Here is a 19,526-nt window from a genome sequence, read left to right as displayed (position 1 = left end):
TATTGTTCAGTGCGTTCCCGGGCGATTAGCTCAGTGGGAGAGCGCTTCGTTCACACCGAAGAGGTCACTGGTTCGAACCCAGTATCGCCCACCCGGAAAAAACCGGTCTGCGTCAGCAGGCCGGTTTTTTGTGTCCAGTGATCATGTCTGTGGGGGCGTCATGAAGAGCGGGGCCAGGCCGTCGCCGCCTCGACGTCGGTGCCGCGCGCGGGGCGGCGCTTCTCGCCCGACCTGACCGACGTCCTGCTCGTCGCGGTCGTGCTGTCCGCCGGCAGCACGACCTCCGGTTCCAGTGGATCCAGCGGTTCGAGCGGCGGCGGATCCTCCTCAGGGGACGTCGGCGGCGGGGACGGTCCGGCGCCTGAGCACCACAACGCCCCGCCGGGTCCGGTCAGGTGGCCGGTTCTCTCACGCCGCTGCCGGGAAGTCCGGGCGCAGTGGCCACGCCGGGTCCACCAGTTCCTCCTGGCCGCTGCGCGCGAACCACGCCTGGAGGCCCCGCGCCTGGGCCGCGTGCCAGACCGCCTGGAGGTTGTGCAGCTCCGCGGGTGCGAGCCGCTCCAGCCGGGCGGCGAAACGGCGCCCCAGGGCGCGTACGACATCCAGCGCGGCCTGCGCGTCGGCCGCCGCGTCGTGCGCGCCGTCCAGCTCCACGCCGTAGTGCGCGCACAGGTCGGTGAGGGTGCGGCGGCCCTTGCGGTAACGGTCCAGGTGCTTGTCGAGGACCCGCGGATCCAGCACCAGCAGCGGTGTGGAGTCCAGCCAGCGGTCCAGGGACGAGGCGCGATGGCGGCGCAACTCCCGGTCGAGCAGCGTCAGATCGAACGGCGCGTTCATCACCACCAGCGGACGGCCCGCCGCGGCCTGCTCCGCCAGTGCCTCGGCTATCTCGAACATCACCGGCGCCGGCCAGCGGCCGTTGCGCTGGAGATGCTCGTCCGTCAGACCGTGCACCGCCGTCGCCCCGGCGGGCACCGGCACACCCGGATTGACCAGCCACCGGCTCACCCGTGGCCGGGTGCCCGCCGCGTCCTGGACGACGACGGCGGCCGACACGATGCGGTCGGTCTCGACGTCCACGCCCGTGGTCTCCGTGTCGAAAGCGGCCAGGGGCCCCTCGTACCAGCACGTCATACCAACACAACCCCTCGTTCACCCACGGCAGCTGACGCACCGTCTTCTGCCTGTTTGGTGATACCCGGGCTGTTTGCGCCGTACGCCGGAAGGACACAACAGGAGTACGGGTCTTTGCAGTTCAGCGGCCCGGTGTGCGATTCATGTGGCCCCTGTGCGGGCATGTCACTTGGCTTGGAAGGCTGTTGGTCATGGCGATAGCGCAGCCCGAGCGGGGCGGGCTGCTGCCCGAACGTACGGGACCCCTTCGCGGCACGCTCGCCACCACCGCCTGCATGGAGACATTGCAGGTGGGCTATCTGCACGCCGTCGCGGCGGCGGCCGGCTGCTCGCTGTCCCAGCCCTTCCCGGACAACGGCATCGACTGGCACGTCAGCCACGGCTCGCCCGGACACACCGTCGACGACGAGGTCACCATCAAGGTGCAGCTCAAATGCACCTACCAGGTCGCGCCCAACCCCCCGGGCCGCTTCTTCTCCTTCACGCTCGACAACGACCACCTGCGCAAACTCGCCCGCACCCCGGTGTCGGTCCACAAGATCCTGGTGGTCATGCTCGTCCCGAGAGCTCAGGACGACTGGCTGCGCGCCAGCCACGACCGCCTCGACCTGCGGCACTGCTGCTACTGGGTCAACCTGGCCGGCCACCCGATCACCGGCCGCACTCGGACCACCGTGCGGATCCCCACCAACCGCATCTTCGACGACCGGGCCCTGTGCGAGATCATGACGCGGGTCGGGACGGGAGGCAGACCATGACCCACCGCCCGCTGGAGGAGCCACTGCGTGCGGTCCGCCCCCACCCGGAGGCCCACTGGGACCGCTCGCCGAGCCCCGACGAGGTCGACCCCGCCGTCCTGAGCGCCCTGCTGCACCGGCACGGCTGGCAGCGCCGCGGCGGCGCCCCCGGCCGCTACGGCCGCTGGACCTCACCGGGACCGGGTGCGAGCGGGACCAGCCTGCTCGTGCCCGAGAGCCGCGCCTTCCCCGACAGCGAGGACCTGCTCGGCGAGGCCCTCGTCGCCCTGTCCCGCAGCGGCACACCCTCCGCGCGCGAGGTGCTCGTGGGACTCGCCGTGCCCAGCGACGAGATCCGCTGGTGGCGGGACGTCCCGACCGGCCCCGCCGACGCCGGCTCCTGGTCGGTCGAGGAGCAACTGCGCTCCGCCGCCCGCCAGACCCTGCTCGCGGGCGCCCTCGCCACCCGCGCGCGTGCCGGCTACTACGGCGCCCGTTACCGCCGTACGGCAGCCGCGTCCCTGGACAATGTCCTGGTCGGCTCGGCCGACGGGGGCCGCAGGCTCACCGCCTTCGTGCCCGTCGACAGCGGCCGGCCGCTCGCCGTCCGCCTCCACCAGGCCCTCTACGCCGCCCGCGAGGCCATCGACTACCAGCGGGCCACCGGCGGCATGGACGCCTTCGACGGGGCCGTCGAGACGGGCGTCAGCCGGGAGCTCACCGAGGCGCTGATCTCGCTGGTGCGCGGGACCGAGGGCGCGCGGGTCGCCGTCGAGTGGGCGCCCGCGGCCGGGGTGCCCGCGGGGTGCGCGGCGCGCTCCGAGGCCGTCGAGTTCTCGCCGGGCGACCTGCCCGCGCTGCGCGAGGCAGGGGCCCGCTTCCTGCGCGAGGAGCCCGCCGTCCCGGTGCGGATCACCGGCACGGTCGTACGGATGCGCAGGTCGGGGCCGCGCGGGGACGGGTCGGTACGGTTGCGGGTGATCGCCGGTGCCGAGATCCCGCACCTGAGACTGACGCTGGACGAGGAGGCGTACCGGATCGCCGGGCACGCCCACCTCGCGGGGCTGCCGGTGCGGGTGCACGGCCGGCTGGAGAGCCGGGGCGGCTTCCGCAGGCTCACCGGGGCCACCGGAGTGGTGCCCGTGCAGGTCGACGAGGCCGAGCGGGACCGGCTGATGAAGTCCCTGCGGGAGCACGCAGAGAAGGGGGCCTTCTTCGAGGAGGCCTGCGGGGGGCCCGGCGGGGAGGTCTTCCCCGGGGACTGATTTCGCGGAGGTGGGGGCCGGGTCGGTACGATCCCCTATTGCGCGCGCTCCCGGTATGGCGCCGCATCCGCCTTCAGTCAGGAGAGACCGGTGTCAGACGTCCGTGTGATCATCCAACGCGATTCCGAGCGGGAAGAGCGCGTGGTGACGACGGGCACTACGGCCGCCGAGCTCTTCGCCGGCGAGCGCTCGATCGTCGCCGCGCGCGTGGGGGGCGAGCTCAAGGACCTCGCGTACGTGGTGGCCGACGGCGAGACCGTCGAAGGTGTCGAGATCTCCTCCGAGGACGGCCTGAACATCCTGCGCCACTCCACCGCGCACGTCATGGCGCAGGCCGTGCAGGAGCTCTTCCCCGAGGCCAAGCTGGGCATCGGCCCGCCGGTCAAGGACGGTTTCTACTACGACTTCGACGTTGAGAAGCCGTTCACGCCCGAGGATCTCAAGGCCATCGAGAAGAAGATGCAGGAGATCCAGAAGCGCGGCCAGCGCTTCAGCCGCCGTGTGGTGACCGACGAGGCCGCCCGCGAGGAGCTCGCCTCCGAGCCGTACAAGCTGGAGCTGATCGGTCTCAAGGGCTCTGCCTCCTCCGACGACGGCGCGGACGTCGAGGTCGGCGCCGGTGAGCTGACGATCTACGACAACCTGGACGCCAAGACCGGCGACCTGTGCTGGAAGGACCTCTGCCGCGGTCCCCACCTGCCCTCGACCCGCAACATCCCGGCGTTCAAGCTGATGCGCAACGCGGCCGCCTACTGGCGTGGCAGCGAGAAGAACCCCATGCTCCAGCGCATCTACGGCACCGCGTGGCCGACCAAGGACGAGCTGAAGGCGTACCTCGACTTCCTCGCCGAGGCCGAGAAGCGCGACCACCGCAAGCTGGGCTCCGAACTCGACCTGTTCTCCATCCCGGAGCAGATCGGCTCGGGCCTCGCCGTCTTCCACCCCAAGGGCGGCATCATCCGCCGGGTCATGGAGGACTACTCGCGCCGCCGCCACGAGGAGGAGGGCTACGAGTTCGTCTACACCCCGCACGCGACGAAGGGGAAGCTCTTCGAGCAGTCCGGGCACCTGGACTGGTACGCCGACGGCATGTACCCGCCCATGCAGCTCGACGAGGGCGTGGACTACTACCTCAAGCCCATGAACTGCCCGATGCACAACCTGATCTTCGACGCGCGCGGCCGCTCGTACCGTGAACTGCCGCTGCGGCTGTTCGAGTTCGGGACCGTGTACCGGTACGAGAAGTCGGGTGTCGTGCACGGCCTCACGCGTGCGCGTGGCTTCACGCAGGACGACGCCCACATCTACTGCACGCGCGAGCAGATGTCGGAGGAGCTCGACAAGACGCTCACCTTCGTCCTCGGCCTGCTGCGGGACTACGGCCTGACCGACTTCTACCTGGAGCTGTCCACCAAGGACCCGGAGAAGTTCGTCGGCTCGGACGAGGTCTGGGAGGAGGCGACCGAGACCCTGCGCCAGGTCGCCGAGAAGCAGGGCCTGCCGCTGGTCCCGGACCCGGGCGGTGCCGCCTTCTACGGGCCGAAGATCTCCGTCCAGACCAAGGACGCGATCGGCCGGACCTGGCAGATGTCGACGATCCAGCTGGACTTCAACCTGCCGGAGCGGTTCGAGCTGGAGTACACCTCGCCCGACGGCTCCAAGCAGCGCCCGGTCATGATCCACCGTGCGCTGTTCGGCTCCATCGAGCGGTTCTTCGCGGTGCTCCTGGAGCACTACGCGGGCGCCTTCCCGGCGTGGCTGGCCCCGGTCCAGGCGGTCGGCATCCCGATCGGCGACACGCACGTCGAGTACCTGGAGAAGTTCGCGGCCGCGGCCAAGAAGCAGGGGCTGCGGGTCGAGGTGGACTCCTCGTCCGACCGGATGCAGAAGAAGATCCGCAACGCCCAGAAGCAGAAGGTGCCCTTCATGGTCATCGCGGGCGACGAGGACATGGCGGGCGGCTCGGTCTCCTTCCGCTACCGCGACGGCTCGCAGGAGAACGGCATCCCGTTCGACGAGGCCATCGCGAAGATCGTGAAGGTCGTGGAGGAGCGGGCGCAGGTCTGACGCTGCCGTACGGCGGGCCCTCGGGGAGTTCAGTTCCCCGGGGGCCTTTCGTCGTCCTCGCGGGCGAACACCTGGAGCAGCCAGGAGGCGAAGGTGCCGGTCACGGCGGCGAGCAGGGCCAGCCCGATCATCATCACGCCGACCGCGATCAGGCGTCCGAGTGGAGTGACGGGGACCACGTCGCCGTAGCCGACGGTGGTGAGGGTGGCACAGGTCCACCAGACGGCGTCGCCGAAGGTGGGCATGGTCGTCCCGGGGGCGTCGCGCTCCTGCTGGAAGACGGCGAGGGCACCGGTGAAGCCCAGCAGGAGGGTCGACATACCGGAGTACACGATCACGCGCGCGTGCAGGGCGAGACGGGGCTGCCCGTGCCGGCGCTGCACGGCCTCGTACACCTTGACGACCCGGAGAGGGCGCAGCAGGGGCAGCAGCAGGACGACGGTGTCCAGCACATGCGTCCGTACGAAGCGGAGCCGCTGTCCGCTGAGGTGCCAGCGCACGGCGTAGTCGACGGCGAACAGCGCCCAGGCGGCGAAGGTCACGGCCAGGCAGACGTCGAGCAGGGTGTCCGGGAGGCCGGGGGCCAGGACACGGAGCGCGTACGAGGTGAGGAAGGCCAGTGACGCGATGCCGAGGGGGATCTCGGTGCCGCGCTCCCAGCGGGTCAGGCGAGCGGCGCCGTCGTCGCCCTCGGGCCCTTCACTGTGCGGGTGTGTGCCGGTGTCGTCGTCCACTTTCCCAGCTTGGCCCGGGCTGCTTTTCGCACAACCCCGCCGACACGGCGCGAACGGGCGAAGCCATATGCTGCATGGCATGACGAGTGAGCCGGAGCAGCAGTGGGGAGTGGGGACGCAGGACGCGTTCCAGCGTCTGTGGACACCCCACCGGATGGCCTACATCCAGGGCGAGAACAAGCCGACCGGCCCGGGTGCCGACGACGGCTGTCCCTTCTGCTCGATCCCGGCCAAGTCCGACGAGGACGGCCTGATCGTCCGGCGCGGCGAACTGGTGTACGCGGTGCTCAACCTCTACCCCTACACCGGCGGCCACCTCATGGTCGTGCCCTACCGTCATGTGGCCGACTACACGGACCTCACCGAGCCGGAGACCGCCGAACTGGCCGCGCTGACCAAGCAGGCGATGACGGCCCTGCGCACGGCCTCCGGTGCGCACGGCTTCAACATCGGCATGAACCAGGGCACGGTCGCCGGGGCCGGCATCGCCGCCCACCTCCACCAGCACATCGTCCCGCGCTGGGGCGGCGACACGAACTTCATGCCGGTCGTCGGCCACACGAAGGTGCTGCCGCAGCTGCTGGGGGACACCCGGAAGATGCTGTCGGAGGCCTGGCCGAGCGCGTGACGCCGTGACGCGGGGGCCGGTGTGTTCCCGGCCCCCTCATCACACCTACGCGTCGTACACGTCCGCCTTCCTCGGGGACACGTCCTGCACCTGCGTGCTCAGGAACCCCGCGCGCGTGCCGAACTTCTCGGTGTCCACGCCGTTCTCCGCCAGCACCCGTATCGCCGCGGAGTGCACGACCCGCAGGACCGGAGTGGCCGCGCGCAGCGCGTCGTCGGCCATGAAGCGGTGCCGCCACGGCCGGTCCGCCCAGGCGTGCCGGAGACCGAACGGCTCGGGCAGGGCGAGGGAGCCGCCGAGCCAGTTGAGCAGCGGGGGATACCGGGTCAGGGGCGCCCGGGCCGCGAGGCGGACCACCTCGTCGGCGTCGACCAGCGGCAGCTTGACCTTGCGGGTCTCCCAGAACCGGATCGACTTGGCGACCTCCTTCTCCTTGGCGGCCGGCTTCGACGTGAACAGTCCGTGCACCGGCCCCAGCGCGTGCCCGGTGACCTCGATGCGCAGCGTCTCGTGCAGCACGGTCACGGTGATCAGCATGGTGAGGACCAGCTGGCCCTCCCAGAGCGTCCACTGCACGCCCAGGTAGTGCCGGTCGCCGCCGCCGAACTGCTGCTTGTTGCAGATGTCCTGTATGGCGTGGCTCTTGACCTGGTACGCGTCCACGTCGGTGCCCCCGGGCCGGGACACCTCCTTCGCGCCCTCCGCGATCGGGGTGACGATCCAGTGCCGTACCGACGGCTTCGGGAAGCCGCCCGTGTTGATGGTGTTGCGCTCCAGCATGCGCAGCTGGTCGTGGATGGAGCGGACGACGTCCCAGCTGCGGAAGGGGTGGATCTCCCGGGTCGGGTCGGCGGACACCAGGTCCTCGGCCAGCTGCCAGCTGCCCCAGCGGGTGCCCATGCCGAGTATCCCCTTGGGGCCGGCGTAGAAGACCGAGTTGGACTGCTGCTCGGCACTGAGGTGCGCGAGGGACTGGCGCAGCTGCTCGGCCGCGGTCTCGCCGGGGTTGCTCGGCACCGCCTCGGGCACCTTGGCGCCCACGCTGCTGCCGGCCAGCAGGCTGGCCCAGCGCTCCCGCAGGTCCCGCGCGGTGCGCTCGCAGATCTGCTTGGCCCAGAACCAGCCGATCACGGGCAGGACCACGCACGCGCGTGCGTACAGGCCCCAGAAGCCCGCGAACGGCATCTTGATCAGGAAGAGCACGGCGAGCGCGCCCACCGCGACCAGCAACGCGGTGGCGAGCGCGCCGGCCTGCTTGTCCTCGCGCCTTGCGACATTGGTACGCAGGGTGAAGATCAGCAGCCAGACCAGCAGCCCGGGCAGGAACAGCAGCCCGCACAGCACCATGACGGCCGTCAGCCAGTTGTCCCGGTCCCGGCGGATGTTGTTGGCCGCGAGACAGTGCTCCACCACGACCTGCGGCTCCGCCCCGAAGGACTGGATGAGGGGCTTGCGGCCCTTGCCGAGCATGCGGGTGATCACCGCTGTGGAGAAGGCCTCGCCCAGGTTGGGACGGAAGATCTTCGCCCACTTGCGGCCGCCCTTGACGGCCGACTCGTGCCATTCGTTGTTGGCCTTGAGGATCTCCTCCACCGGATTGTCCCGATAGGCCGCCGAGGCCAGGGCGAAGGTCGCCGTCTGTGCCTCGTCGCCGGTGCGCGGCACCTGCGGACCGAAGATGTCCGCGTAGCCGCTGTCAACGGTCATTCCCGCCCCCGATCGCCGCCGGACTCACCCACTGCGGCCTTCCCGACTTCCGTACTCCGCACACCTGTTGATCAGGTCATCAGCGTATCGCTCCGCACTGACAAAGATCGGCGGACGGCCGAAGCCGCCCGCCGATTCGGAGGGGAGCGTTCCACAAACGTCACCCGCGGGGCGCCGAACGCCACTTGTGCGGCGCCCCGGCCCAACTACGAGGCGGCCCTCGCCTCTTCACGAATCCTCTCGGCGATCTGCGGCGGCATCGGCTCGTGCCGCGCGTAGGAACGGCTGAAACGCGCGGTGCCGTGCGACAGGGACCTCAGGTCGACCGCGTACCGGCCGATCTCGATCTCGGGCACCTCGGCCTTGATCAGCGTGCGCCCGCCGTTGGTCTGCTCGGTGCCGAGCACCCGGCCGCGCCGCCCGGACAGGTCGCTCATCACCGTGCCCACGTAGTCGTCACCGACCAGCACGGACACCTCGGCGACCGGCTCCAGCAGATGGATCCGCGCGTCGGCCGCCGCCTCCCTGAGCGCCAGCGCGCCCGCCGTCTGGAACGCGGCGTCCGAGGAGTCCACGGAGTGCGCCTTGCCGTCCAGGAGCGTCACCCGGACGTCGATGAGCTGATGGCCGGTCGCGACCCCCTTGGCGGCCTGCGCCCGTACGCCCTTCTCGACGGACGGGATGAACTGCCGCGGCACCGCGCCGCCGACGACCTTGTCCACGAACTCGATGCCCGAACCGCCCGGCAGCGGCTCCACCTCGATCTCGCAGATGGCGAACTGCCCGTGCCCACCGGACTGCTTGACGTGCCGCCCGCGCCCGGCCGCCTTGTCGGCGAACGTCTCCCGCAGCGACACCCGGTGCGGTACGACGTCCACCTGCACGCCGTAGCGGCTGCGCAACCGCTCCAGCGCCACGTCGGCGTGCGCCTCGCCCAGGCACCACAACACCACCTGGTGGGTGTCCTGGTTCTGTTCGAGCCGCATGGTCGGGTCCTCGGCGACCAACCGGGCCAGGCCCTGGGAGAGTTTGTCCTCGTCCGCCTTGCTGTGCGCCTGGATGGCGAGCGGCAGCAGCGGGTCGGGCATCTCCCAGGGCTCCATCAGCAGCGGGTCGTCCTTGGCGGAGAGGGTGTCGCCGGTCTCCGCGCGGCTGAGCTTCGCCACGCACGCGAGGTCGCCCGCGATGCAGTGCGAGAGCTGGCGCTGCTGCTTGCCGAAGGGTGCGGACAGCGCGCCGATGCGTTCGTCGACGTCGTGGTCCTCGTGCCCGCGGTCGGCGAGGCCGTGCCCGGAGACATGGACCGTCTCGTCGGGGCGCAGCGTCCCGGAGAAGACCCGTACCAGCGAGATCCGGCCGACGTACGGGTCGGACGCGGTCTTCACGACCTCCGCGACCAGCGGGCCCTCGGTGTCGCACGCCTTGATCTCGCGCGGCTTGCCGTCGATGGTCGTGACGCCCGGTGTGGGGTGCTCGAACGGCGTGGGGAACCCACCGGTGATCAGTTCCAGCAGCTCGACCGTGCCGATGCCCTGTTTGGCGCCGTCGGTGGCGGGAGCGGCCGCCAGGACCGGATGGAACACCCCGCGCGCGACGGCCCGCTCCAGGTCCTCCACGAGCGTCTTGAAGTCGATCTCCTCGCCGCCCAGATAGCGGTCCATGAGGGTTTCGTCCTCGCTCTCCGAGATGATCCCCTCGATGAGCCGGTTGCGGGCCTCCTCGATCTCCGGCAGCAGGTCCTCGCCCGGCTCGGACTCCTTGCGCTCCCCGGAGGAGTAGTCGAACACCTTCTGCGACAGCAGCCCGGTCAGCCCCGTCACGGGCGCGTGCCCGTCGGGCCCCTGCGGGCCGTGCAGGGGCAGATAGAGCGGCAGTACGGCGTCGGGGTCGTCGCCGCCGAAGGTCTCCGCGCAGATCCGGGTCATCTCCTCGAAGTCGGCCCGCGCGGCCTCCAGGTGCGTGACGACGATCGCGCGGGGCATCCCGACGGCCGCGCACTCCTCCCACACCATGCGCGTGGAGCCGTCCACCCCGTCCGAGGCCGAGACGACGAAAAGGGCCGCGTCCGCCGCTCGCAGACCGGCCCTGAGCTCACCGACGAAATCGGCGTATCCGGGGGTGTCCAGAAGGTTGATCTTGTACCCGTCCCATTCGACGGGCACCAGGGAGAGCTGTACCGAGCGTTGCTGCCGGTGCTCGATCTCGTCGTAGTCCGAGACGGTGCCGCCGTCCTCCACGCGGCCCGCCCGGTTCACTGCTCCCGCCGTCAGCGCGAGAGCTTCCACCAATGTCGTCTTGCCCGAACCGGAGTGGCCGACCAGCACCACATTCCGTACGGACGCGGGGTGGTCGGCCGCTGTTGCCCTGCCGGCGGCTCCGGGGTGTGCGTTCGCCTTGTCGCCCATGGCCTTGCCTCCCGTGCACGGTGAGGTCATTGTGGGCGCGGACATGCGGACCCGCGTGCGGTGCGGCTCCGGTGACGCCCGCGGTCCTTCGAGCTTTCCACTCCCGTCACGGTGCGTCCATACGACGGACGCGATCCCACCGTGACCCGGGTGCGGCACGCCCGTGACATGTGCTCCGGGTGCCCGGCCGCCGCCCACGCGCGCGCGTGGCTACGATGGGCCAGCCGGTGGCCAGCAGGGGCCGAGCCGGCCACACCGACCGTCGGGAAGGCCATGCTGAACAAGTACGCGCGTGCATTTTTCACGCGTGTCCTCACCCCGTTCGCCTCATTTCTGATCAGAAGGGGCGTCAGCCCCGACACGGTCACGCTCCTCGGCACGGCCGGCGTGATGGCGGGCGCGCTGGTCTTCTACCCCATGGGCGAGTTCTTCTGGGGCACGGTCGTGATCACGCTGTTCGTGTTCTCCGACCTCGTCGACGGCAACATGGCCCGGCAGCTCGGCCGCTCCAGCCGCTGGGGCGCCTTCCTCGACTCCACGCTGGACCGCGTCGCCGACGGCGCGATCTTCGGCGGCTTCGCCCTCTGGTACGCCGGTGGCGGCGACGACATCGCCCTGTGCGCGGTCTCCATCTTCTGCCTGGCCAGCGGCCAGGTGGTGTCGTACACCAAGGCCCGAGGCGAGTCGATCGGACTGCCGGTCGCCGTCAACGGCCTCGTGGAGCGCGCCGAGCGCCTGGTGATCTCGCTGGTCGCGGCCGGTCTCGCGGGCCTGCACAAGTTCGGCGTGCCGGGCATCCAGTACCTGCTGCCGGTCGCCCTGTGGATCGTCGCCGTCGGCAGCCTGGTCACGCTGATCCAGCGGGTGGTCACGGTCCGCCGGGAGTCGGCGGAGGCCGAGGAGGCCGCCGCTGCCGCCGAGGCGGCCCCTACCGAGGAGAAGCCCCGGCAGCAGGGGAGCGAGGCCGCGAAGTGAGCGCCCAGGACCGGCTGACGGACTCGCTGTACGGCCTCGGCTGGGGCGTGGTCAAGAAGCTCCCCGAACCGGTCGCCGTGCGCCTCGGCCGGAGCATCGCCGACCTGGCCTGGAAGCAGCGCGGCAAGGGCGTCCTGCGGCTGGAGAGCAACTACGCGCGCGTGGTGCCCGACGCGAGCCCCGAGCGCCTCGCCGAGCTCTCGCGCGCGGGCATGCGGTCGTACCTGCGCTACTGGATGGAGTCCTTCCGGCTGCCGGCCTGGAGCAAGGACCGCATCAAGGCCGGGTTCGACCCCAAGGGCCTGCACCACCTCACCGACGGGCTCGCGGCCGGCAAGGGCGTCATCCTCGCGCTGCCGCACATGGCCAACTGGGACCTCGCCGGCGCCTGGGTCACCACCAAGCTGGAGACGCCGTTCACCACGGTCGCCGAACGGCTCAAGCCGGAGACGCTGTACGACCGTTTCGTCGCCTATCGCGAGGGCCTCGGCATGGAGGTCCTCCCGCACAGCGGCGGCACCGCCTTCGGCACGCTGGCCCGGCGGCTGCGCGACGGCGGCCTGGTCTGCCTGGTCGCCGAGCGGGACCTGTCGTCCTCCGGGGTCGAGGTCCGGTTCTTCGGCGAGGCGACCCGCATCCCCGCGGGCCCGGCCCTGCTGGCCCAGCAGACGGGCGCGCTGCTGCTGCCGGTGACACTCTGGTACGACGACTCGCCCGTCATGCAGGGCAGGGTGCATCCCCCGGTCGAGGTGCCCGAGTCAGGTACCCGGGCCGAAAAGACGTCTGTCATGGCACAGGCGCTGGCCGATGCCTTCGCCACCGGGATCGCCGACCATCCGGAGGACTGGCACATGCTGCAGCGCTTGTGGCTGAAGGACCTCGAGCCCCGCCCGTCGGACGGGGCGCGCCCGTGAGGATCGGCATCGTCTGCCCGTACTCCTGGGATGTGCCGGGAGGCGTCCAGTTCCACATCCGCGACCTCGCCGAGTACTTCATCCGCCTCGGCCACGAGGTGTCCGTCCTCGCGCCCGCCGACGACGACACCCCGCTGCCGCCGTACGTCGTCTCGGCCGGGCGTGCGGTGCCGGTGCCCTACAACGGCTCGGTGGCCCGGCTGAGCTTCGGCTTCCTGTCGGCGGCACGGGTGCGCCGCTGGCTGCACGACGGTGAGTTCGACGTGGTCCACATCCACGAGCCGTCCTCGCCGTCCCTCGGCCTGCTGACCTGCTGGATCGCACAGGGCCCGATCGTCGCCACCTTCCACACCTCGAACCCGCGCTCCCGGGTCATGGTCGCCGCGTACTCGATCCTCCAGGCCGCCCTGGAGAAGATCAGCGCGCGGATCGCGGTCAGCGAGTACGCCCGTCGCACGCTCGTCGAGCACCTCGGCGGGGACGCGGTGGTGATCCCTAACGGCGTGGACGTCGACTTCTTCGCCAAGGCCGAGCCGAAGCCCGAGTGGCAGGGCGGCACGATCGGCTTCATGGGCCGCATCGACGAGCCCCGCAAGGGCCTGCCGGTCCTGATGAAGGCCCTGCCGAAGATCCTCGCCGAGCGCCCCGGGACGCGGCTCCTGGTCGCGGGGCGCGGCGACGAGGAGGAGGCCGTGGAGTCCCTCCCCGAGGAGCTGCGCGCGCGGGTGGAGTTCCTCGGCATGGTCAGCGACGAGGACAAGGCCCGCTTCCTGCGCAGTGTCGACCTGTACATCGCCCCCAACACCGGCGGCGAGAGCTTCGGGATCATCCTGGTCGAGGCGATGTCGGCGGGCGCCCCGGTACTGGCCTCGGACCTGGACGCCTTCGCCCAGGTCCTGGACCACGGCACGGCCGGCGAGCTCTTCGCCAACGAGGACGCGGACGCGCTGGCGGACGCGGCGGTACGACTCCTCGGCGACCCGTCCCGCCTGGCCGAACTGCGCGAGCGGGGCAGCGCCCACGTCCGCCGCTTCGACTGGTCGACGGTCGGCGCGGACATCCTGTCGGTGTACGAGACGGTGACGGCGGGCGCGGCAGCGGTGGCAGCGGCGGACGACGACCGGGGGACGGGGCTGCGGGCCAGGCTGGGACTGGCACGGGACTGAGCGGCGCCTGGTCCGTGGAGCTTGGGGCGCTGCCGGGTGGGTCCAGCACTGGGCCGGCACTGAGAGACGGGGCCTGCGGGAGTGGCTGGATCTGGGACGGGGCCTGCGGGAGTGCCCGGCCCGACGCGGGACTGAGCGGCGCCGGGAGGTCGGCCCGGGCGCGGTTGCACTGGTCCGGGCTGGGTTGGTACCACGGGGACCGGGCTGCGGGCGCGGCTGGGGTCGGCCTCGGGCGGCCACGCCCCCGGGCCTAGCCGCCCCCACCCCACCCCGCCCCGATAGCCTTGCTCCCCGTGACTCCCACCCTCATCTGGGTCCTCGTCGCGCTCTTCGCGATCGGGCTCTACCTCAGCTGGACCGCGGGCCGTCTCGACCGGCTGCACGCCAGGATCGACGCCACTCGTGCCGCGCTGGACGCGCAGTTGGTGCGTCGGGCGTCGGTCACGCAGGAGCTGGCCACCTCCGGCGTGCTCGACCCGGCCGCGTCGATCGTGCTGTACGAGGCCGCGCACGCGGCACGGCAGGCCGAGGAGGAGCAGCGGGAGGTCGCCGAGAGCGAGCTGAGCCAGGCGCTGCGGGCCGTGTTCGCGGAACCGGCCCAGGTGGAGGCCGTACGAGAGGCGCCCGGCGGGGAGTCGGCGGCCCATGAGCTCACCGAGGCCGTACGACGCGTCCCGATGGCCCGCCGCTTCCACAACGACGCGGTGGGAGCGGCCCGCCGGCTCCGCGAGCACCGCAAGGTCCGCTGGTTCCGCCTGGCCGGCCACGCCCCCTTCCCGATGGCCTTCGAGATGGACGACGAGCCGCCCGCGGCGCTGGTCGACCGGGGCGCGTAGGGCCTGAAGGGGCCGGAGGAGGCCAGAGGGGGCAAAAACGATCCACCGGCTCCCCATTGGCCCTTGCTGTGGCCTGGTCCGATGACGTTTCCTCGGTGCTGCACAAATCCTCTTTTCACTTCAGCGAGGTCAACCCGTGTCCAGCACCGAGAACCAGGCTCCCGAGACCGGCACCGCGCGCGTGAAGCGCGGTATGGCGGAGCAGCTCAAGGGCGGCGTGATCATGGACGTCGTCACGCCGGAGCAGGCGAAGATCGCGGAAGACGCGGGCGCCGTCGCCGTCATGGCCCTGGAGCGGGTCCCCGCGGACATCCGCAAGGACGGCGGCGTGGCCCGCATGTCCGACCCGGACATGATCGAGGGCATCATCGAGGCCGTGTCCATCCCGGTCATGGCGAAGTCCCGCATCGGCCACTTCGTCGAGGCCCAGGTCCTGCAGTCCCTCGGCGTCGACTACATCGACGAGTCCGAGGTCCTCACCCCCGCCGACGAGGTCAACCACTCCGACAAGTGGTCCTTCACGACCCCCTTCGTCTGCGGTGCCACCAACCTGGGCGAGGCCCTGCGCCGCATCGCCGAGGGCGCGGCCATGATCCGCTCCAAGGGCGAGGCCGGCACCGGCAACGTCGTCGAGGCCGTCCGCCACCTGCGCCAGATCAAGAACGAGATCGCCAGGCTGCGCGGCTACGACAACCACGAGCTGTACGCCGCCGCCAAGGAGCTGCGCGCCCCCTACGAGCTCGTCAAGGAGGTCGCCGAGCTCGGCAAGCTCCCCGTGGTGCTGTTCTCCGCCGGTGGCGTCGCCACCCCCGCCGACGCCGCGCTGATGCGCCAGCTCGGTGCCGAGGGCGTCTTCGTCGGCTCCGGCATCTTCAAGTCCGGCGACCCGGCCAAGCGCGCCGCCGCCATCGTGAAGGCCACCACCTTCTACGACGACCCGAAGATCATCGCGGACGCGTCCCGCAACCTCGGCGAGGCCATGGTCGGCATCAACTGCGACACCCTCCCCGAGACCGAGCGCTACGCCAACCGCGGCTGGTAACCACCGATGAGCACTCCTGTCATAGGCGTCCTGGCCCTCCAGGGCGACGTCCGGGAGCACCTGGTGGCCCTGGCCGCGGCCGACGCCGTGGCCAGGCCGGTCAGGCGCCCGGAGGAACTCGCCGAGGTCGACGGCCTCGTCGTCCCCGGCGGCGAGTCCACCACCATCTCCAAGCTGGCCGTCCTGTTCGGCCTGATGGAACCCCTACGCGCGCGCGTGCGGGCCGGCATGCCCGTCTACGGCACCTGCGCGGGCCTGATCATGCTCGCCGACAAGATCCTCGACCCGCGCTCGGGCCAGGAGACGATCGGCGGCATCGACATGATCGTGCGCCGCAACGCCTTCGGACGTCAGAACGAGTCCTTCGAGGCGGCGGTCGACGTGACGGGCGTCGAGGGCGATCCTGTAGAGGGCGTTTTCATCCGCGCCCCCTGGGTGGAATCCGTCGGTGCCGAGACCGAGGTGCTCGCCGAGCACGACGGCCACATCGTCGCCGTACGCCAGGGCAACGCGCTCGCCACGTCGTTCCACCCGGAACTGACCGGCGACCACCGCGTGCACGCCCTCTTTGTCGACATGGTGCGCGCCAACCGGGCGCCTGAGTCCTTGTAGGATCGCAGGCGTTCGTTGTTTGGATGGGTTACGCGAAGGAGACAGGCAGATGTCCGGCCACTCTAAATGGGCTACGACGAAGCACAAGAAGGCCGTGATCGACGCCAAGCGCGGCAAGCTCTTCGCGAAGCTGATCAAGAACATCGAGGTCGCGGCCCGTATGGGCGGAGTCGACATCGAGGGCAACCCGACCCTCTACGACGCCATCCAGAAGGCCAAGAAGCAGTCGGTCCCGAACAAGAACATCGACTCCGCGGTCAAGCGTGGCGGTGGCCTCGAGGCCGGCGGCGCCGACTACGAGACGATCATGTACGAGGGCTACGGCCCGAACGGCGTCGCGGTGCTCATCGAGTGCCTCACCGACAACCGCAACCGTGCCGCCTCCGACGTCCGCGTCGCCATGACCCGCAACGGTGGCTCCATGGCGGACCCGGGCTCGGTGTCGTACCTCTTCAACCGCAAGGGCGTCGTCATCGTCCCCAAGGGCGAGCTCACCGAGGACGACGTCCTCGGTGCCGTCCTGGACGCGGGCGCCGAGGAGGTCAACGACCTGGGTGAGTCGTTCGAGATCCTCAGCGAGGCCACCGACCTGGTCGCCGTCCGCACCGCCCTCCAGGACGCCGGGATCGACTACGACTCCGCCGACGCCAACTTCGTCCCGACCATGCAGGTCGAGCTGGACGAGGAAGGCGCCAAGAAGATCTTCAAGCTGATCGACGCCCTCGAGGACAGCGACGACGTCCAGAACGTCTTTGCCAACTTTGACGTCAGCGACGAGGTCATGGAGAAGGTCGACGCGTAACGCCGTCGACGCGTGACGCTGCCGCGAGTTCAGCGGATCCGGCGGGCCGGTGGGACACACCCCACCGGCCCGCCGCCGTTGTCGGTGGCAGCGGATAGCCTGCACAAACAGGCGATCGAAAGGGAGAGGGGGGCGCGTGCGCGTACTCGGGGTGGACCCCGGTCTCACGCGGTGCGGTGTCGGAGTGGTCGAAGGTGTGGCCGGTCGGCCGCTCACGATGCTCGGCGTCGGGGTCGTCCGCACGCCCGCGGACGCCGAGTTGGGGCAGCGGCTCGTCGCCGTCGAGCAGGGCATCGAGCAGTGGCTGGACGAGCACCGGCCCGAATTCGTCGCCGTGGAGCGGGTGTTCAGCCAGCACAACGTGCGCACGGTCATGGGCACCGCCCAGGCCAGCGCCGTCGCCATGCTGTGCGCCGCCCGCCGCGGCATCCCTGTCGCCCTGCACACCCCGAGCGAGGTCAAGGCCGCCGTCACCGGCAGCGGGCGCGCCGACAAGGCCCAGGTCGGCGCCATGGTCACCCGGCTGCTGCGGCTCGACGCCCCGCCCAAGCCGGCCGACGCCGCCGACGCCCTCGCGCTCGCCATCTGCCACATCTGGCGCGCCCCCGCCCAGAACCGCCTCCAGCAGGCCGTGGCCCTGCACACCGCCAAAGCAGCACCGAAAGGCCGTCTCGCATGATCGCGTTCGTCAGCGGCACCGTCGCCGCCCTCGCCCCCGACGCCGCGGTGGTCGAGGTGGGCGGTGTGGGCATGGCCGTCCAGTGCACCCCGAACACCCTGTCCACGCTCCGGCTCGGACAGCCCGCCAAACTGGCCACCTCCCTCGTCGTACGCGAGGACTCCCTCACTCTGTACGGCTTCGTGGACGACGACGAACGCCAGGTCTTCGAGCTGCTCCAGACCGCCAGCGGCGTCGGCCCCCGGCTGGCCCAGGCGATGCTCGCGGTCCACTCCCCGGACGCGCTGCGCCGGGCGGTGGCCACCGGAGACGAGAAGGCGCTGATCGCGGTACCGGGCATCGGCAAGAAGGGCGCCCAGAAGCTGCTCCTCGAGCTCAAGGACCGGCTCGGCGAGCCCATCGGGGCGCCCGCGATCGGAGCCCCCGTCACCCAGGGCTGGCGCGACCAGCTGCACGCCGCCCTGATCGGCCTCGGCTACGCCACGCGCGAGGCCGACGAGGCCGTCACCGCCGTGACCCCGCAGGCGGAGGCGGCCGAGGGCACGCCCCAGGTCGGCCAGCTGCTGAAGGCCGCCCTGCAGACCCTGAACCGCGCCCGCTAGGAGAACGTCAGTGAACTGGGACGACACCACCGACGAGACTGCGGCCGAGCGGCTCGTCGGTGCGTCCGCCGACCGCGAGGACCAAGCCGTCGAGGCCGCCCTGCGCCCCAAGGACCTGGACGAGTTCATCGGCCAGGAGAAGGTCCGCGAACAGCTCGACCTGGTCCTGCGCGCCGCACGCGCGCGGGGCGCCACCGCCGACCATGTGCTGCTCTCCGGCGCCCCCGGCCTCGGCAAGACCACCCTGTCGATGATCATCGCGGCCGAGATGGGCGCCCCGATCCGCATCACCAGCGGCCCGGCCATCCAGCACGCCGGCGACCTGGCGGCGATCCTCTCCTCCCTCCAGGAGGGCGAGGTCCTCTTCCTCGACGAGATCCACCGCATGTCGCGGCCCGCCGAGGAGATGCTCTACATGGCGATGGAGGACTTCCGCGTCGACGTCATCGTCGGCAAGGGCCCCGGCGCCACCGCCATCCCCCTGGAGCTGCCCCCCTTCACCCTGGTCGGCGCCACCACGCGCGCGGGACTGCTGCCGCCCCCGCTACGCGACCGCTTCGGTTTCACCGCGCACATGGAGTTCTACGAACCGGCCGAGCTGGAGCGCGTCATCCACCGCTCGGCCAACCTCCTCGACGTCGAGATCGGCTCCGACGGCGCCGCCGAGATCGCCGGCCGCTCCCGCGGCACGCCCCGGATCGCCAACCGCCTGCTGCGCCGGGTCCGCGACTACGCCCAGGTCAAGGCCGACGGGATCATCACCCGCGACATCGCGGCCGCCGCGCTCAAGGTCTACGAGGTCGACGCGCGCGGCCTCGACCGGCTGGACCGCGGAGTCCTGGAGGCCCTGCTCAAGCTGTTCGGCGGCGGGCCGGTCGGCCTGTCCACGCTCGCCGTCGCGGTGGGGGAGGAGCGCGAGACCGTCGAGGAGGTCGCCGAACCCTTCCTCGTCCGCGAGGGCCTGCTCGCGCGCACCCCGCGCGGACGGGTCGCCACTCCGGCCGCATGGGCCCACCTCGGACTCACCCCGCCACGCTCGGCGGCCACGGGAAACGGACAACAGGACCTGTTCGGGACGTGATGCCTTTGTGACGGCACGGCATTGGCCGGGTCCGGAACCCAGGTGCGATGCTGAGCGTTGTTCCATGCATGCGGACTCGCTTAGACTCCGCCGATGCCGCCTTTGTCGACGGCATGCACACCCCCAACCATCAGGCCGCT

At 71.0% G+C, this 19,526-nt stretch carries 18 protein-coding genes and 1 tRNA gene; 15 read left to right on the top strand and 4 right to left on the bottom strand.

Annotation, left to right across the window (positions count from 1 at the left end):
* Window positions 1-19 precede the first annotated feature (19 nt).
* Window positions 20-91: transfer RNA gene (locus AC2XR2_RS07740), tRNA-Val, on the top strand.
* Window positions 92-408: 317 nt separating this feature from the next.
* Here AC2XR2_RS07740 and AC2XR2_RS07735 read toward each other — a convergent pair.
* On the bottom strand, window positions 409-1,134 hold the full coding sequence (locus AC2XR2_RS07735; protein ID WP_381308043.1) for a 3'-5' exonuclease: 726 nt from the start codon (window positions 1,132-1,134) through the stop codon (window positions 409-411).
* A gap of 191 nt (window positions 1,135-1,325) precedes the next feature.
* Here AC2XR2_RS07735 and AC2XR2_RS07730 point away from each other — a divergent pair, with 191 nt between their 5' ends.
* The 3 genes from AC2XR2_RS07730 to thrS all read left to right on the top strand — a co-directional run bounded on the left by AC2XR2_RS07730 (window position 1,326) and on the right by thrS (window position 5,203).
* Window positions 1,326-1,892, top strand: coding sequence for a DUF4365 domain-containing protein (locus AC2XR2_RS07730; protein ID WP_123759543.1), 567 nt, complete (start codon window positions 1,326-1,328; stop codon window positions 1,890-1,892).
* Window positions 1,889-3,136 carry a hypothetical protein gene (locus AC2XR2_RS07725; protein ID WP_491514639.1) on the top strand — a complete coding sequence of 416 codons (1,248 nt, stop codon included), beginning with the start codon at window positions 1,889-1,891 and terminating at the stop codon, window positions 3,134-3,136. The genes AC2XR2_RS07730 and AC2XR2_RS07725 overlap by 4 nt, the downstream gene beginning before the upstream one ends.
* A gap of 90 nt (window positions 3,137-3,226) precedes the next feature.
* Window positions 3,227-5,203 carry a threonine--tRNA ligase gene (gene thrS / locus AC2XR2_RS07720; protein ID WP_330268155.1) on the top strand — a complete coding sequence of 659 codons (1,977 nt, stop codon included), beginning with the start codon at window positions 3,227-3,229 and terminating at the stop codon, window positions 5,201-5,203.
* A 29-nt stretch (window positions 5,204-5,232) separates the two neighbouring features.
* Here the strand turns inward: thrS and AC2XR2_RS07715 are convergent, their stop codons facing one another.
* The gene (locus tag AC2XR2_RS07715) at window positions 5,233-5,937 is read right to left on the bottom strand and encodes a potassium channel family protein (RefSeq protein WP_491514638.1); all 705 of its coding nucleotides are present in this window, start codon (window positions 5,935-5,937) and stop codon (window positions 5,233-5,235) included.
* Between the two features lie 67 nt (window positions 5,938-6,004).
* Here AC2XR2_RS07715 and AC2XR2_RS07710 point away from each other — a divergent pair, with 67 nt between their 5' ends.
* Window positions 6,005-6,565 (top strand): HIT family protein, encoded by a 561-nt coding sequence (locus tag AC2XR2_RS07710; RefSeq protein ID WP_381308051.1) that lies wholly within the window; start codon window positions 6,005-6,007, stop codon window positions 6,563-6,565.
* A 45-nt stretch (window positions 6,566-6,610) separates the two neighbouring features.
* On the opposite strand, the gene AC2XR2_RS07705 is transcribed toward AC2XR2_RS07710, so the two are convergent.
* Both AC2XR2_RS07705 and AC2XR2_RS07700 read right to left on the bottom strand, forming a co-directional pair.
* Window positions 6,611-8,272: an AbeC-like domain-containing protein gene (locus tag AC2XR2_RS07705; protein WP_491514637.1), complete on the bottom strand. Its 1,662-nt coding sequence runs from the start codon at window positions 8,270-8,272 to the stop codon at window positions 6,611-6,613.
* Window positions 8,273-8,478: 206 nt separating this feature from the next.
* On the bottom strand, window positions 8,479-10,677 hold the full coding sequence (locus AC2XR2_RS07700; protein WP_449350226.1) for an elongation factor G-like protein EF-G2: 2,199 nt from the start codon (window positions 10,675-10,677) through the stop codon (window positions 8,479-8,481).
* Between the two features lie 273 nt (window positions 10,678-10,950).
* Between AC2XR2_RS07700 and pgsA the strand changes: the two genes are divergently transcribed.
* The 10 genes from pgsA (at window position 10,951) to ruvB (ending at window position 19,386) form a co-directional block, all read left to right on the top strand.
* On the top strand, window positions 10,951-11,652 hold the full coding sequence (pgsA, locus tag AC2XR2_RS07695; RefSeq protein ID WP_330268159.1) for a phosphatidylinositol phosphate synthase: 702 nt from the start codon (window positions 10,951-10,953) through the stop codon (window positions 11,650-11,652).
* Window positions 11,649-12,566 carry a phosphatidylinositol mannoside acyltransferase gene (locus AC2XR2_RS07690; RefSeq protein ID WP_356600080.1) on the top strand — a complete coding sequence of 306 codons (918 nt, stop codon included), beginning with the start codon at window positions 11,649-11,651 and terminating at the stop codon, window positions 12,564-12,566. Before pgsA ends, AC2XR2_RS07690 begins: the two co-directional genes overlap by 4 nt.
* Window positions 12,563-13,732: a glycosyltransferase family 4 protein gene (locus tag AC2XR2_RS07685; RefSeq protein ID WP_381308063.1), complete on the top strand. Its 1,170-nt coding sequence runs from the start codon at window positions 12,563-12,565 to the stop codon at window positions 13,730-13,732. The genes AC2XR2_RS07690 and AC2XR2_RS07685 overlap by 4 nt, the downstream gene beginning before the upstream one ends.
* Before the next feature lie 293 nt (window positions 13,733-14,025).
* Complete coding sequence (locus tag AC2XR2_RS07680) at window positions 14,026-14,568, top strand: LemA family protein (RefSeq protein ID WP_330268162.1); 543 nt, start codon at window positions 14,026-14,028, stop codon at window positions 14,566-14,568.
* Window positions 14,569-14,704: 136 nt separating this feature from the next.
* Window positions 14,705-15,610, top strand: coding sequence for a pyridoxal 5'-phosphate synthase lyase subunit PdxS (gene pdxS, locus AC2XR2_RS07675; RefSeq protein WP_123759535.1), 906 nt, complete (start codon window positions 14,705-14,707; stop codon window positions 15,608-15,610).
* A gap of 6 nt (window positions 15,611-15,616) precedes the next feature.
* Window positions 15,617-16,222: a pyridoxal 5'-phosphate synthase glutaminase subunit PdxT gene (pdxT, locus tag AC2XR2_RS07670; protein WP_449350164.1), complete on the top strand. Its 606-nt coding sequence runs from the start codon at window positions 15,617-15,619 to the stop codon at window positions 16,220-16,222.
* Window positions 16,223-16,271: 49 nt separating this feature from the next.
* The gene (locus AC2XR2_RS07665) at window positions 16,272-17,024 is read left to right on the top strand and encodes a YebC/PmpR family DNA-binding transcriptional regulator (protein ID WP_123759533.1); all 753 of its coding nucleotides are present in this window, start codon (window positions 16,272-16,274) and stop codon (window positions 17,022-17,024) included.
* A 136-nt stretch (window positions 17,025-17,160) separates the two neighbouring features.
* Window positions 17,161-17,703 carry a crossover junction endodeoxyribonuclease RuvC gene (gene ruvC / locus AC2XR2_RS07660; RefSeq protein WP_020138068.1) on the top strand — a complete coding sequence of 181 codons (543 nt, stop codon included), beginning with the start codon at window positions 17,161-17,163 and terminating at the stop codon, window positions 17,701-17,703.
* Complete coding sequence (ruvA, locus tag AC2XR2_RS07655) at window positions 17,700-18,305, top strand: Holliday junction branch migration protein RuvA (protein WP_381309199.1); 606 nt, start codon at window positions 17,700-17,702, stop codon at window positions 18,303-18,305. Before ruvC ends, ruvA begins: the two co-directional genes overlap by 4 nt.
* Before the next feature lie 10 nt (window positions 18,306-18,315).
* A complete protein-coding gene (gene ruvB / locus AC2XR2_RS07650; protein ID WP_359039928.1) occupies window positions 18,316-19,386 on the top strand; it encodes a Holliday junction branch migration DNA helicase RuvB in 1,071 nt (356 codons plus the stop codon).
* Window positions 19,387-19,526 lie beyond the last annotated feature (140 nt).

It is taken from the genome of Streptomyces sp. LS-MS-L19 (genome assembly GCF_058382285.1).
The sequence above is the reverse complement of the archived record's forward strand: the minus strand, read 5'-3'. Positions and strand labels throughout refer to the sequence as shown.